The sequence below is a fragment of the Bradyrhizobium sp. AZCC 1588 genome, from assembly GCF_036924735.1.
GTDB lineage: Bacteria > Pseudomonadota > Alphaproteobacteria > Rhizobiales > Xanthobacteraceae > Bradyrhizobium.
Map to the genome: position 1 here is coordinate 5242353 of NZ_JAZHSC010000001.1, position 14466 is coordinate 5256818.

General features: G+C 62.1%; 12 protein-coding genes. 9 read left to right on the top strand and 3 right to left on the bottom strand.

The window, feature by feature from the left end:
* Nucleotides 1-241 precede the first annotated feature (241 nt).
* The 6 genes from V1277_RS24400 to V1277_RS24425 all read left to right on the top strand — a co-directional run bounded on the left by V1277_RS24400 (nucleotide 242) and on the right by V1277_RS24425 (nucleotide 6413).
* Nucleotides 242-484 (top strand): hypothetical protein, encoded by a 243-nt coding sequence (locus tag V1277_RS24400; RefSeq protein WP_213290571.1) that lies wholly within the window; start codon nucleotides 242-244, stop codon nucleotides 482-484.
* A 191-nt stretch (nucleotides 485-675) separates the two neighbouring features.
* Nucleotides 676-1554, top strand: coding sequence for a squalene synthase HpnC (gene hpnC, locus V1277_RS24405; RefSeq protein WP_334418479.1), 879 nt, complete (start codon nucleotides 676-678; stop codon nucleotides 1552-1554).
* The gene (gene hpnD, locus V1277_RS24410) at nucleotides 1551-2390 is read left to right on the top strand and encodes a presqualene diphosphate synthase HpnD (RefSeq protein WP_334418480.1); all 840 of its coding nucleotides are present in this window, start codon (nucleotides 1551-1553) and stop codon (nucleotides 2388-2390) included. Before hpnC ends, hpnD begins: the two co-directional genes overlap by 4 nt.
* Nucleotides 2390-3643, top strand: coding sequence for a hydroxysqualene dehydroxylase HpnE (gene hpnE / locus V1277_RS24415; RefSeq protein WP_334418481.1), 1254 nt, complete (start codon nucleotides 2390-2392; stop codon nucleotides 3641-3643). The genes hpnD and hpnE overlap by 1 nt, the downstream gene beginning before the upstream one ends.
* A 53-nt stretch (nucleotides 3644-3696) precedes the next feature.
* Complete coding sequence (shc, locus tag V1277_RS24420; protein WP_442894512.1) at nucleotides 3697-5670, top strand: squalene--hopene cyclase; 1974 nt, start codon at nucleotides 3697-3699, stop codon at nucleotides 5668-5670.
* Nucleotides 5667-6413 (top strand): phosphorylase, encoded by a 747-nt coding sequence (locus V1277_RS24425; RefSeq protein ID WP_442894513.1) that lies wholly within the window; start codon nucleotides 5667-5669, stop codon nucleotides 6411-6413. The genes shc and V1277_RS24425 overlap by 4 nt, the downstream gene beginning before the upstream one ends.
* A gap of 109 nt (nucleotides 6414-6522) precedes the next feature.
* Here V1277_RS24425 and hpnH read toward each other — a convergent pair whose 3' ends face one another.
* On the bottom strand, nucleotides 6523-7683 hold the full coding sequence (gene hpnH, locus V1277_RS24430; RefSeq protein ID WP_334418482.1) for an adenosyl-hopene transferase HpnH: 1161 nt from the start codon (nucleotides 7681-7683) through the stop codon (nucleotides 6523-6525).
* A gap of 41 nt (nucleotides 7684-7724) precedes the next feature.
* On the bottom strand, nucleotides 7725-8651 hold the full coding sequence (ispH, locus tag V1277_RS24435; RefSeq protein ID WP_057848041.1) for a 4-hydroxy-3-methylbut-2-enyl diphosphate reductase: 927 nt from the start codon (nucleotides 8649-8651) through the stop codon (nucleotides 7725-7727).
* Nucleotides 8652-9101: 450 nt separating this feature from the next.
* On the opposite strand from ispH, the gene V1277_RS24440 reads away from it, so the two are divergent.
* Nucleotides 9102-11690 carry an MMPL family transporter gene (locus V1277_RS24440; RefSeq protein WP_334418484.1) on the top strand — a complete coding sequence of 863 codons (2589 nt, stop codon included), beginning with the start codon at nucleotides 9102-9104 and terminating at the stop codon, nucleotides 11688-11690.
* Here the strand turns inward: V1277_RS24440 and V1277_RS24445 are convergent.
* The gene (locus tag V1277_RS24445) at nucleotides 11658-12323 is read right to left on the bottom strand and encodes a DUF2147 domain-containing protein (RefSeq protein WP_334418485.1); all 666 of its coding nucleotides are present in this window, start codon (nucleotides 12321-12323) and stop codon (nucleotides 11658-11660) included. The genes V1277_RS24440 and V1277_RS24445 overlap by 33 nt on opposite strands.
* A 101-nt stretch (nucleotides 12324-12424) precedes the next feature.
* On the opposite strand from V1277_RS24445, the gene hpnO reads away from it, so the two are divergent.
* On the top strand, nucleotides 12425-13816 hold the full coding sequence (gene hpnO / locus V1277_RS24450; RefSeq protein ID WP_334418486.1) for an aminobacteriohopanetriol synthase HpnO: 1392 nt from the start codon (nucleotides 12425-12427) through the stop codon (nucleotides 13814-13816).
* 96 nt (nucleotides 13817-13912) lie between these two features.
* A complete protein-coding gene (locus V1277_RS24455) occupies nucleotides 13913-14320 on the top strand; it encodes a GFA family protein (protein ID WP_334418487.1) in 408 nt (135 codons plus the stop codon).
* The last annotated feature ends 146 nt before the right edge of the window (nucleotides 14321-14466 follow it).

Consider the following 14466-nt stretch of genomic DNA (forward strand, 5'->3'; position numbering starts at 1 on the left):
TAGCTTCGCGCCGCGTCGTCCGCAACAGCCAATTGCCGCGATCGTCAAGAGAGAAATACACGTTAGATATCAGGCGGTTATTTGCGGCGCTGAGATCGCCGTAAATTTAGCCGTATTTACCATGCTTGTCCTGTGCACGTTGCTGCGTTACGCGGCACCTGCCATCCAAACAAATCCGCCCCGGCGATGCCGAAACGCAAATCGGGAACGGGATTTCATGCTGCCGAAATGAAGGAATACGATGCGTAAATCTCTCCTGGCCCTCACCTTGTTGTCGATGTCGGTCTCGTCGAATGTCGCCTTCGCCCAGCAACCACAGCGCAGCGGAACGGCGGAGGAGCAGAAGGCCTGTACGCGCGACGTGCAGAAATTCTGCCGCCCGGTCATCGATCAGGGCGATCTCACGATCCTGGCGTGCCTCAAGGAAAATCGGCCCAAGATCAGCGCGGCCTGCAATCAGGTTCTCAAGAACAACGGCCAATAAGGCACGCTGCGCCCGTCAATCCTCGCGGAAAAGCCATTTCTCGGCTCTATGACGCGCGTCACGGGCGGGGTTAATAAGCCCATATAGCATTGGTTTTGGCGGCGTATTCCCCTATATGGGGCTCGCGATCTCCTCGCATGCGCCGAGTATCGGCGCATGCCGCCAATCCCGATTGATGTAGCCAGTTCTTGATGACCACCGCGAGCGACCTGCGATCCGGAAAGACCGACCGCGACGAGAATTTTCCGGTCGCGTCGTGGATTATTCATCCGCGTCACCGGGCGCTGATTCTCGCATTCTACAATTTCGTCAGGACTGCCGACGACATCGCCGACCACGCGACCCTTAGCGCGGACGAGAAGCTGCGCTATCTCGACCTGCTCGAGGCGGAACTATTGGGCAAGGGCGATACGCAAAAGGAAGCGGTCAGCCTGCGCGGTGCCCTCGCCGAGCGTTCGATGGCGCCGCGCCACGCGCTCGACGTGCTGGTCGCGTTCCGGATGGATGTCACCAAGCTGCGCTACGAAAACTGGGACGACGTCATTCATTATTGCCGCTATTCGGCCATGCCGGTCGGCCGTTTCATGCTCGACGTTCATGGTGAGAGCACCTCGACCTGGGCCGCTTCCGACGCGCTGTGCGCGGGCCTGCAGATCAACAACCATTTGCAGGACTGCGGCAAGGACTACAAAAACCTCAACCGCGTCTACCTGCCGCGCGATGCGTTGGCAGCAAGCGGGGCCACCGTCGAGATGCTGGGCGAGGCGAAGTCGCAGCCGGCGCTGCTGCAATGTCTCCATGCGCTCGCGGTCAGGACCGAAACCCTCCTCAACGAGAGCAAGTCGCTCAACGCCGAAGTGAAAGATTTCCGGCTTGGGCTCGATATCGCCGTGATCCAGGCGTTTGCCGACAAGATCGTCGGCATGCTGAAAGTGCGCGATCCGCTCAGCGAGCGCGTGCATTTGAGCAAGCTGGAGTTGCTCGGCCATACCATCGGCGGCATCGCCGGCGAGATCACCCGCCGCGCGATCGGACGCCGCCCCCAGGCAAATCCGGCGGCCGGCGCATGACGTTGCATCCGGCGGCGGCCAACGCAGATTACGGTGCCACCGCGTCCGGCAGCTCGTTCTATGCCGCGATGCGCATCCTGCCACGCGACCAGCGCGAGGCGATGTTCCAGATCTACAGCTTCTGCCGCCAGGTCGACGACATCGCCGATTCCGACGGCCCGCGGCCCGAGCGGCTGGCCGCGCTCCAGCAGTGGCGCGACGATATCGATGCGCTGTACCAGGGGCACCCACCGCCGCGTCTGCAGGACTACGCCACGTCGGTCAAAACCTTCGGCCTCAAGCGCGAGGATTTTCTCGCCATCGTCGACGGCATGGAGATGGACGTGCCGCAGGACATCCGCGCGCCGGATCTTGCCACCCTCGATCTCTATTGCGACCGCGTCGCCAGCGCCGTCGGGCGACTGTCGGTGCGCGTGTTCGGCCTGCCTGAGGAAGACGGCATACTGCTCGCCCACCACCTCGGGCGCGCGCTGCAATTGACCAATATCCTGCGCGATATCGATGAAGACGCCGGCCTCGGTCGCCTCTATCTGCCACGCGAAGGCCTGCTGCTTGCCGGCATCACGACCGACGATCCGCAGCGGGTGATCGTCGATCGGGTATTGCCGAAAGTATGCCTGCCGCTGGCCGAGCGCGCGAAAAAGCATTTCGAGAAAGCCGACGAAATCATGAAACGCAATTCGCGGCGCGTGGTGCGCGCGCCGCGGATCATGTCGAAATATTACCGCGCGATCCTGGACTTGCTGCTGGCCCGGGGCTTTGCCGCTCCGCGCGAGCCGGTCCGCGTCCACAAATGGGCGAAAATCGCCATCCTTCTCCGATACGCGATCATCTGATGCAGAAAAACGTTCATATCATCGGCGCCGGCATTTCCGGCCTTTCAGCGGCCGTGCGGCTCGCCAACGCCAATTACCGGGTGCATGTCCACGAGGCCACGCAGCAGGCCGGCGGCCGCTGCCGGTCCTATTTCGATGCGGCCACCAACCTCACCATCGACAACGGCAATCATTTGCTGTTGTCCGGCAACCGCCATGCGCTGGCCTACGCCAAATCGATCGGCACCGAGTCGGGGCTGGTCGGGCCAAAGGCTGCGCAGTTTCCGTTTATCGACATCTCAATCGGCCGGCGCTGGCAACTCGACCTTGGCGACGGCAAGTTGCCGTTGTGGGTGTTCGACGAGGCGCGCCGCGTCCCCGATACGAAGCTGTTCGATTACCTCGCATTGATGCCGCTGATCTGGGCAGGGACCGATAAACTGGTCGGCAATGTGATCCCCTGCAAGGGCACGCTGTACCAGCGGCTGGTGCAGCCGCTGTTGTTGGCAGCGCTCAATGTCGATCCGCCGGAGGGATCGGCAGGCCTGGCCGGCGCGATCGTGCGGGAAACGCTGCTAGCGGGCGGGCAGGCCTGCCGGCCGCTGATCGCGCGCGACGGCCTCAGTGCTGTGCTGGTCGAGCCGGCGATCAAGCTTTTGCAGGACAAGGGCGCCTCGATCCAACTCGGCCATGAGCTGCGCGAACTCGTGATGAAGGAAAGCCATGTCGGCGAGCTGAAATTCGTTGGCGACACCATCGCGCTCGGCTCCGAGGACGTCGTGGTGCTCGCAGTGCCGCCGCGCCCTGCGGCGGCGCTGCTGCCGGGATTGAAGACGCCGTCGAAATTCCGCGCGATCGTCAACGCGCACTTCCGCTTCGATCCGCCCAAGGATGCGCCGCCGATTCTCGGCGTCGTCGGCGGGCTGGTGGAGTGGCTGTTCGCATTCCCGCAGCGGCTGTCGGTAACCATCAGCAATGGCGATCGGCTCGTCGACATGCCGCGCGAAGAACTCGCGCTGGCGATCTGGCGGGATGTCTGCAAAGCCGCCGGCCTGCCGGGCGAATTGCCGCTGCCGCCCTGGCAGATCGTGCGCGAACGCCGTGCGACTTTTGAGGCTACGCCGGAGCAGCATGCGCTGCGGCCGGGGGCGGTTACGTCCTTCAAAAACCTGTTTCTCGCCGGTGACTGGACTGATACCGGATTACCGGCAACCATCGAGGGATCGGTGCGGTCGGGCGACCGCGCCGCCGATCTGGTCCTGGCGAGACCTTAAGCCTGAGGACGAGTTGCGTGACCGGCTTCACAGAGCCCGTCGCGAATATAGGGATGTATAGCGAAATGCTTGCCATCGACAAAACAAGCGCCGTCGACCCCGTTGCCCTGGAGAAGAGCATCGCTTCCGCGACCGAAGCGCTGTTCGGTTATCGTCAATCCGACGGACACTGGGTATTCGAGCTGGAAGCCGACAGCACCATCCCTGCCGAATACATCCTGCTGCGCCACTATCTTGCCGAGCCCATCGACAGTGAGCTCGAAGCCAAGATCGCGAACTATCTACGTCGCACCCAAGGCAATCATGGCGGGTGGCCGCTGGTGCAGGATGGCCCGTTCGACATGAGCGCCAGCGTCAAATCCTATTTCGCGCTGAAGATGATTGGCGATTCCGTCGATGCGCCGCATATGGTGCGTGCCCGCGAGGCGATCCGCACCCGCGGCGGTGCTGCCCGCGTCAACGTTTTCACGCGGTTTCTGCTCGCGTTCTACGGTGTATTGACTTGGCGCGCGGTGCCGGTGCTGCCGGTCGAGATCATGCTGTTGCCGATGTGGTCGCCGTTCCATCTCAACAAGATTTCCTATTGGGCGCGCACCACGATCGTGCCGCTGATGGTGATGGCGGCGTTGAAGCCGCTGGCGAAGAATCCCAAGGGCGTCGGCATCGACGAGTTGTTCCTGCAGGATCCCAAGTCGGTCAGGATGAACGCGAAGGCGCCGCATCAAAGCTGGGGCTGGTTCACGCTCTTCAGCACGCTGGACAAGATCCTGCGCGTGGTCGAACCGTTGTTTCCGAAAAAGCTGCGCCAGCGCGCGATCGACGCCGCGCTCGCGTTTACCGAGGAGCGGCTCAACGGCGAAGACGGCATGGGTGCGATCTATCCGCCGATGGCCAACATCGTGATGATGTACGACGCGCTCGGCAAGGGACCGGATTATCCCCCGCGTGCGGTCACCCGCAAGGGCATCGACAAGCTGCTCGTGATCGGCGAGCACGAAGCCTATTGCCAGCCCTGCGTCTCCCCCGTGTGGGACACCGCGCTGACCTGCCACGCGCTGGCGGAGGCGGGCGGCGAGGACACGCTCAAGAAGATGAAGCAGGGCCTCGACTGGCTGAAGCCGCGGCAGGTGCTCGACCTCAAGGGCGACTGGGCGGCGAAGGCGCCCGACGTTCGTCCGGGCGGCTGGGCGTTCCAGTACAACAACGACCATTATCCCGATCTCGACGACACCGCCGTGGTCGTGATGGCGATGGACCGGGCGCGCCGGCAGACCGGCGGCAAGGAGTACGATCAGGCGATTGCGCGCGGCCGCGAGTGGATCGAGGGCCTGCAGAGCCGTGATGGCGGCTGGGCCGCCTTCGACGTCAACAATCTTGAATATTACCTCAACAACATCCCGTTCTCCGATCACGGCGCGCTGCTCGATCCGCCGACCGAGGACGTCACCGCGCGCTGCATTTCGATGCTGGCCCAACTCGGCGAGACTGCGCAGACCAGCAAGGTGGTCGCCGACGGGATTGCCTATTTGCGCCGCACCCAGCTCGCGGAGGGTTCCTGGTACGGCCGCTGGGGCCTGAACTACATCTATGGAACCTGGTCGGTGCTGTGTGCGCTCAATGCCGCCGGCGTGGACCACCAGGATCCCGTGATTCGGAAGGCGGCGGACTGGCTGGTTTCGATCCAGAACCGGGATGGCGGCTGGGGCGAGGATGCGGTCAGTTACCGACTCGATTACAAGGGATATGAGCAGGCGCCGTCGACCTCCTCGCAAACGGCATGGGCCTTGCTTGGACTGATGGCGGCCGGCGAGGTGGAACATCCGGCCGTCGTGCGGGGCGTGGAGTACCTAAAAGCCACACAGACCGAGAAAGGACTGTGGGATGAGGCGCGTTACACGGCTACAGGCTTTCCGCGGGTGTTTTACTTGCGTTATCATGGCTACTCGAAGTTCTTTCCGCTCTGGGCGCTGGCGCGGTATCGGAATTTGAGAAGCACCAACAGCAGGGTGGTAGGGGTCGGGATGTGACTTTGGAGGCGGGGGCCGCCGCGATCGTGGACAATTCGGTTGATCGCAATTCGAATGATCCGCGACCGGTTTTGATCGTTACAGGATTGGTGCAGGAAGCCCGCATTGCGGCCGGGCCCGGCATGATCGTCATCTGCAGTTCCAGCGATCCGCAGCAATTGCGCGCACTGCTGGCAACGCTGGATTCTACCACTTTCAGGGGTGTGATCTCGTTCGGCGTCGCCGGCGGGCTCGATCCGTCGCTGAAATCGGGCGATGTGGTGGTGGCGACCGAGGTTCTCGCCGGCGATACCCGGTTCCTGGCAGGTCTGGCGCTGAACGAGGAAATGATTACCCGCGCCGCGCTACGCCGCCGGCGCGTGGTCCGTGGTATTCTTTCGGGTGTGGAACAGGTGATCGCGGCGACCGCTTGCAAGGCCGCGTTGCATTCGGAGACCGGGGCGGCGGCGGTCGATATGGAAAGCCACATCGCGGCGGCCTATGCGGCCGAGGCGGGACTGCCGTTCGCGGCGCTGCGGGTCATCTCCGACCCGGCCACCAGGGCGCTTCCGGCGCTCGCCAAGAGCGCCATCAAACCGAATGGCGATATCGACCTCGGCAAGGTGCTGCGCGGGGTGGCGCGCAATCCCGCCACGCTGCGCGCGCTGGTCTCCACGGGGCTCGATTTCAACCGCGCGCTGCGCTCGCTGCGCGGCTGCCGTGGCTTCCTGCACGGCGAAAGCTTTGCCATGGCGGAGGCCTGAGGCGGCAGGCAGCTTCAGAATTTTCGAAAGCGTCAAACAAATAGAACAAATAGAAAAGGGCTCCGATTCGCTGAGAACCGGAGCCCTTTAAACTTGTTTCCGTGCTCGCTCAGGCGGCGGTGGAGGCCTTCGCCTGCTGCTTGGCGACGGCGGCAGCCGCCTCGTCGCGGCGGATTTCCGAAAGCTTCTTCTGGACCTGTTCGGAGAAGATGTACTGCGCCGGGCGCTGGTTGGAGAGGTCGATCTCGGGCGCCATCGGACCCGAGGTGCGGACGCCACGCAGCGCGACCCACATCGCCTTGAACGGATTGGTCAGCGCGGCGTCGGCGGCGGTCGGCTCGTAGCCGCAATGCGCCATGCAGTCGGCGCACTTCTCGTAACGGCCGGTGCCGTAGGAATCCCAGTCCGTGGTCTCCATCAGCTCCTTGAAGGTCTTGGTATAGCCCTCGCCGAGCAGGTAGCAGGGCTTCTGCCAGCCGAAGATGTTGCGCGCCGGCATGCCCCAGGGCGTGCATTCGTAGGACTGATTGCCGGCCAGGAAGTCGAGGAACAGGCCGGAATGCATGAAATTCCACTTCTTGCCCTTGCCGAGCGCAAAGACGTCGCGGAACAGTTTTTTGGTCTTGGTGCGGTTGAGGAAGTGCTCCTGGTCCGGGGCGCGCTCATAGGCGTAGCCCGGCGACATCGAGACGCCGACACCGAGTTCGGTGGTGAAGTCCAGGAACTTCGCGATGTCCTCGGCGGCATGGCCGTCGAAGATGGTCGCGTTGACGTTAACGGTGAAGCCGCGCGCCTTCGCGGCCTTGATGGCGGAAACCGCGCGATCGAACACGCCCTTCTGCGACACCGCCTTGTCGTGGTGGTCCTTGAGGCCGTCGAGGTGCACCGAGAAGAACAAATACGGCGAGGGCTCGAACAGATCGAGCTTCTTTTCCAGAAGCAGCGCGTTGGTGCAGAGCGAGACGAACTTCTTGCGCGCCACGAGGCCGCGCACGATCTCGCCGATCTCCTTGTGGATCAGCGGCTCGCCGCCGGGGATTGCCACCATCGGCGCGCCGCATTCGTCGGCTGCGTCCCAGCATTCCTGCGCGCTCATGCGGCGGTTGAGGATCGCATCGGGATAGTCGATCTTGCCGCAGCCGACGCAGGCGAGGTTGCAGCGGAACAACGGCTCCAGCATCAGCACGAGCGGATAGCGCTTTCGGCCAAGCAGCTTCTGCTTCATCAGATAGCCGCCGATACGCATTTCCTTGAAGAACGGTATTGCCATTTTGGAGATTTTCTTTCTGGACCTGTAAATCTTGAAGTGGATCAACCCGCAGTCAGTTCGGCCGGAAGCCGGAACTCGATGTTTTCCTCCCGGCCGGGCAGCACCGAGACCGTGACGGGTCCGATACGCCTCAAAGCCTCGATCACGTCGTCAACCAAAACTTCGGGCGCCGATGCGCCCGCCGTGATGCCGACAGCCTTTGCATCCTTCAGCCAATCAGGGTTCAGCTCGCTCCCGTCGGCAATGAGATAACTCGCGACGCCGACCTCGGTGCCGATTTCGCGAAGCCTGTTTGAGTTGGAACTATTGGCGGCCCCCACCACCAAGATGACGTCCACCAGCTTACTTAGGTCCCTTACCGCAGATTGGCGGTTCTGTGTCGCATAGCAGATATCCCGGATGTCGGGGCCTTGAATATCTGTAAATTTGGCCTGAAGGGCGGCAATTATGTCTTTTGTGTCGTCCACGCTGAGGGTGGTCTGGGTGATATAGGCCACCGGGGCATCGGTCGGCAGCGGCAGGGCCGCCACGTCGTCGACGTTCTGGACCAAGAGAACCGGGCCCGGAACCTGGCCCATGGTGCCCTCGACCTCAGGATGGCCGGCATGGCCGATCAGGACCAGGGTCCGGCCCTTGGACATATACCGTTTACCCTGATTATGGACCTTGGTGACCAGCGGGCAGGTGGCATTGAGGACCGGAAGACCGCGGGCGGCGGCCTCTTCCTCGACGCTGCGGGCCACGCCATGGGCGCTGAACACGGTTACCGCGAGTGGCGGAACCTCCGACAGGTCCTCGACGAAGATCGCGCCCTTGGCCTTCAGGCTTTCGACCACGTACTTGTTGTGCACGATCTCGTGCCGGACATAGACCGGCGGGCCGTATTTCTCGAGCGCACGCTCAACGATTTCGATGGCACGCACGACGCCCGCACAAAATCCGCGGGGCTGCGCTAGATACACTTCCATGGGATGTCCATTACGCAAGTTGCACCAAGTACCGAATTCGCAAATTCACCCGAAAGCCTCCGTGCAGCCGATCACACTTCGGATATTTGCAATATCCGCACCATGGCCGGTTCCCGCAGATAATCCCCATACTAGGCACATGGAAGCGCAGGACTATGTGTCAAAAATTGTGCGGATAGAAAAGGTGGATCGCGCAATGGTTACCGGGCGTTTGGTATTTAGATACCAATAAGTGCGTTTGCGCGGCCGGTTGTTCCTCACCGGTTCGTCACTTTATCGCCCACCCGGACCGGCTATACCGGCGCCCGAACGCCCGTTCCGGTCTGTTGTGGTGACTTCGCCTGAACCCTCAGGGAAGTAACCAAAACAACATTAGATCGACTGCGGGAACTCCGCTAGACAGCGGGGCGTTTTCGCCCAGCTCTCCTTTTAGATTTAGAAAGAAACGAAGTGCTGACCAGTGTTGTTGTCGCCGTTGTCAGAACCTGTACGCGGTTTGCCACTCTCGTCGTCATCATCTCCCTGCTTCTGGCGGTCGGGGGGGCCTACTATGCCGCCCGGCATTTCGCCATCAACACCGACATCAATACGCTGATTTCGCCCGACCTGGACTGGCGCAAACGCGACAACCAGTTCGAGCAGGCCTTCGACCGTGAAAAGCTGATTCTGGCTGTCGTCGAGGCGCCGACCCCGGAACTCGCCAGCGCGGCTTCCAAGGCGCTGGCCACGAAGCTGTCCGGCGACACCAAACATTTCGAATCGGTGCAGCCGCTCGGCTCCGGCGAATTCTTCGAGAAGAACGGACTGTTGTTCCTGCCGGTGGAAGAAGTCGGCAAGGTCGCCGGCCAGCTCGAAGCCGCAGCGCCCCTGATCGAGATCATGGCCGGCGATCCCTCGATCCGCGGCCTGACCGGCGCGCTGGAAACCGGGCTTGCCGGCGTCAAGCGCGGGCAGGTCAAGCTCGACAATACCGAGCGCCCCTTCAACCTGATCAGCCAGACGGTCGAGGACATCCTGAGCAAGGGGACGGCGACGTTCTCCTGGCGCGAACTCGTCAGCGACAAGCCTTTGACCGATGCCGATCGCCGCGCCTTCATCGAATTCAAGCCGAAGCTCGATTACAATGCGCTCGAACCCGGCAAGGACGCGACCGACGCGATCCGACAGGCCGCGACCGACCTCAATTTCGCGGGCCAGTACAGCGCTCGCGTCCGGCTGACCGGGCCGGTTCCGATCGCCAACGAGGAATATTCGACCGTGCAGGACGGCGCGATCGTCAACGGCGTCGCAACGGTTCTTATTGTCCTCGTCATTCTCTGGATGGCGCTGCACTCTGCGAAGATCATTTTCGCGGTGTTCGTGAACTTGTTCATCGGTCTGGCGCTGACGACCGCGGTCGGCCTGATGATGGTGGGATCGCTGAACCTGCTGTCGATCGCCTTTGCCGTGCTGTTCGTCGGCCTCGGCGTCGATTTCGGCATTCAATTCAGCGTCCGCTACCGTTCCGAGCGTTTCAAGAACGAAGATCTGGCCCTGGCGCTGGAGAGCGCGGCCCGACGTTCGTCGGTGCCGCTGTCGCTTGCCGCGATGGCGACCGCTGCCGGCTTTCTTTGTTTCCTGCCGACCGACTACAAGGGCATTTCCGAACTCGGCAAGATTGCCGGCGCCGGTATGCTGATCGCGTTCATCTCGAGCATCACGGTGCTGCCAGCCCTGCTGAAGCTGCTTCACCCGCCCGGAGAAAGCGAGCCTGTCGGTTACGCGTTTCTGGCGCCGGTCGACGAGTTCCTCGAACGGCACCGCGTCATCATCGTCGCCGGAACGCTGCTGCTCGTGGTGGCGGGCCTGCCGCTGCTCTACTTCATGAAGTTCGACTTCAACCCGATCAACCTGCGCAATCCGAAGGCCGAATCGATCGCGACCTTCCTCGACCTGCGCAAGGATCCCAACACCGGCGCCAACGCCATCAACGTGCTGACCAATTCCGAAGCCGAAGCCAAGAAGATCGAGGCGCGGCTGGAGAAGTTGCCGGAAGTTCTTCGCGTGATGTCGATCGACAGCTTCGTGCCCGAAGACCAGCCAGCCAAGCTCCAGTTGATCGCAAAGGCAGCGAAGGTCGTCGGCCCCGCGCTCAATCCCGACTCGGTCGACGCGGCGCCCACCGATGAGGAGAATGTGGAGGCGCTGAAGAGTTCGGTCGACAGCTTGCGCAGGGCCGCGGGCGACGGCAAGGGGCCGGGCGCGGTTGCCTCGCGAAGGCTGGCGGATGCGTTGTCGAAGCTTGCCGAAAGCGACCAGGCGACGCGCGACAAGGCCCAGAATATCTTCGTCGTCCCGCTCAAGATCGTGTTCGACCAGCTCAGGAACACCATGCAAGCCGGGCCGGTGACGCTGAAGACGCTGCCGCCGGAACTGTTGAATAGCTGGAAGTCCAAGGACGGGCTGATCCGCGTCGAGGCGCTGCCGAAAGGCGATCCCAACGACAACGACAATTTGCGCCGCTTTGCCGATGCGGTGCTGGCCGCCGAGCCAAACGCGATCGGCGGACCGGTGTCGATCCTCAAATCCGGCGACACCATCGTGAAGGCGTTCATTCACGCCGGGATCTGGGCGCTGGTGGTGATCAGCCTGTTGCTCTGGCTGACGCTGCGGCGCGTCACCGACGTGCTGATGACGATGGTGCCGCTATTGGTGGCCGGCGCGGTGACGCTGGAGCTCTGCGTGCTGATCGAGCTGCCACTCAACTTCGCCAACATCGTAGCATTGCCGCTGCTGCTCGGCGTCGGCGTCGCTTTCAAGATCTATTACGTCGTGGCCTGGCGCGAGGGCAGAAATAACCTGCTGCAGTCGAGCCTGACACGGGCGATCTTTTTCTCTGCGCTGACGACTGCGACCGCTTTCGGAAGCCTCTGGCTATCCAGTCATCCCGGCACCGCCAGCATGGGTAAGTTGCTGGCGCTGTCGTTTGTCATCACGCTTGCTGCGGTGTTGCTGTTCCAGCCGGCGCTAATGGGTAAACCGCGCGATGTCGGGCAATAGGCAGATGTCGCCAATGTCGCCGGACTGCGCGACGGCCTGCTTCTGACCGGGCGCGGCCTTCGGCGCGGGCGCAGGATTTACCGCACCCGTGGTTTTCGGCGGCGCGGGCGGGGCGGCTGGCGCCGCGGTTTTGGGCGGTGCGCCGGATGCGCCCTTCGGTGCGCCCTTGGCCATGCTGTTGGTGGGGCTTGGGGGGATCGGCGGACCGACACGGGTCCAGGTCTCGCCGCCGCAGAGGAAGCCGAGAACGCAGCCTTGAATCTCGAGCTGGTCGGTCCCGGCCGGCTTGATGGTCGAGCTGTAGTTCTGTCCGTCCTTGGCGTTATAGACCTCACCCTCCCACGCATCGACGCCGGGCTTCTTCTTCATGTCGATCAGGATCGGCATGCCCAAAGTCGGCCGGGTCTGCTTTGAGGCATCCGGATTGTTCTTGTCCTTGCCGCCCGGCGTCTTTTCCCAGGCAACAACGCCCCACATGTTGCCGTTGCATTGGGCGACGCGAATGTTGGCGACACCATCGGCCACTTTCCAGTCACCGGTGGGATCGGCGGCCAGCGCCGCATTAAGACCTGTGGCTAAAATGATTCCCGAATAAACTATTGTGCGCGCGATAGTTCTTGGGCAGTGCAACATGGTTCGAACCTGTGTTTAAGTAGATGATCCAAGCGGGGGTCAAAACGCCGCATTGAGTGTTTTCAGTTGACGAAACATCCATCAACCGACGTATGTAGCCAATGCCAGATTCATATCTAGACGTTTCCGGGCTGTTTGTAGAGCGGCAGGCGCAGCGCAGTTCCATGCATGCGCGCCATCTGAACGAGCAGCTCGTCCGGGTGCTGAAGACCATCGGCTACGATGTGGGCTTTCAGAAGGGTCAAGGTCAGTACCTGTTCGATCGTGATGGGGCCCGCTATCTCGATCTACTCAGCGGATTTGGCGTTTTTGCGATTGGCCGCAATCATCCGGCATTGCGTCAGGCGCTGAAAAGCGTGCTCGACAGCGATTTTCCCAATCTGGTGCAACTCGACGTCTCGACGCTCGCGGGCGTACTGGCGGAACGCCTGCTCGAACATGTTCCATATCTGGACAAGGTGTTCTTTGCCAATTCCGGCGCCGAGACCGTCGAGGCCGCAATCAAGTTCGCGCGCGGTGCGACCGGCCGTCCCGGCATCGTCTCCTGCTCGCATTCCTTCCACGGCCTGTCCTACGGCGCGCTGTCGCTGATGGACGATGCGAACTTCAGAAGCGGCTTCGAGCCGCTGCTGCCGGGATGCACGCAGATACCTTTCAACGATCTCGCCGCGCTCGAGCAGGCTTTGTCCTCGCGCCAGGTCGCAGCCTTCATTGTCGAGCCGATCCAGGGCAAGGGCGTCAACATGCCCTCGGATGAATTTTTGCCGGGCGCTGCCGCGCTGTGCAAAAAATACGGCACGATCTTCATTGCCGACGAAATCCAGACCGGTATCGGCCGCACCGGAAAATTCCTCGCGGTCGAGCACTGGAATGTCGAGCCCGATATGGTGCTCTTGGCAAAGGCGCTGTCGGGCGGTCACGTGCCAGTCGGCGCGCTGCTGACCCGCAAGTCCATCTTCGACAAGATCTTCAACCAGATGGATCGCGCGGTCGTGCACGGCTCGACTTTTTCGAAGAACGATATGGCGATGGCCGCCGGCATCGCCACTCTCGAAGTGATCAAGCAGGAGAAACTTGTCGAGCAGGCCGCCAAGCGCGGCGCCGAGCTTCGCCTTGCGCTGACCCGCATGGTGCCGGGCTATGAACTGCTGAAGGAAGTGCGCGGCAAGGGATTGATGATCGGCATCGAGTTCGGTCCGCCGAAATCGCTGAAGCTGAAGGCTTCCTGGAATCTGCTGGAAACCGCAAATAAAGGCCTGTTCTGCCAGCTCATCACCGTACCGCTATTCAAGGATCACAAGATCCTGACGCAGGTCTCCGGCCACGGCAGCCACACCATCAAGCTGCTGCCGCCGCTGGTGATCACGGAAGAAGATTGCACCTGGATCGAAAAATCGTTCGACGACGTCATTGCCGCGAGTCACAAGGTGCCCGGCGCGATCTGGTCGCTCGGCAAGACGCTGGTCGACAACGCGGTCAGGAAGTCGGCGTAACCACAGACGTCGTAGCCCGGAGGAGCCAACGGGTCGCGCGAATGCAGCGCCCGATGACGGGCTTCGATCGAAAGCCGCATCTATCGGGAGAACGGCATGAGCAACATCACCGGTGGCTGTCACTGTGGCGCCATCCGTTATGAGATCGCGGGGAAACCTATCGTTCATGCGCTGTGCCATTGCGCGGATTGCCGCCGTCACGCCGGCGCGCCGATGGTTGGGTGGACGATGTACGCGGAGGACGCGCTCAAGGTGACGAACGGAACGCCCAAGGTTTACGAATCATCGGAACATGGCCGGCGACAGTTTTGCGCAAACTGTGGCACCGGTCTCTTCTACACCAATGCCAATGTGCTGCCCGGGATCGTCGATATCCAGAGCGCGACCTACGATGATCCCGATGCCGTGCCAGCCATGGTGCATATCCAGGTCGCAGAGCGCCTTCGCTGGATGGAGCGCGCGCACGAACTGCCCACCTTCGATCGCTATCCGCCGCCGCCATAGCGGCCGCGGCAAGCCGGGATAGTCTTACTGTGTTTGAGCACAGCGGTGAGCGTCTAGCTCGCCGAACGAAAGGCCTGTCAGTTGCGCTAATGCGAAAGCATTTCGCCTCTCCCTGACGAAAATCGGTATCCAATTTTCCCGATCAT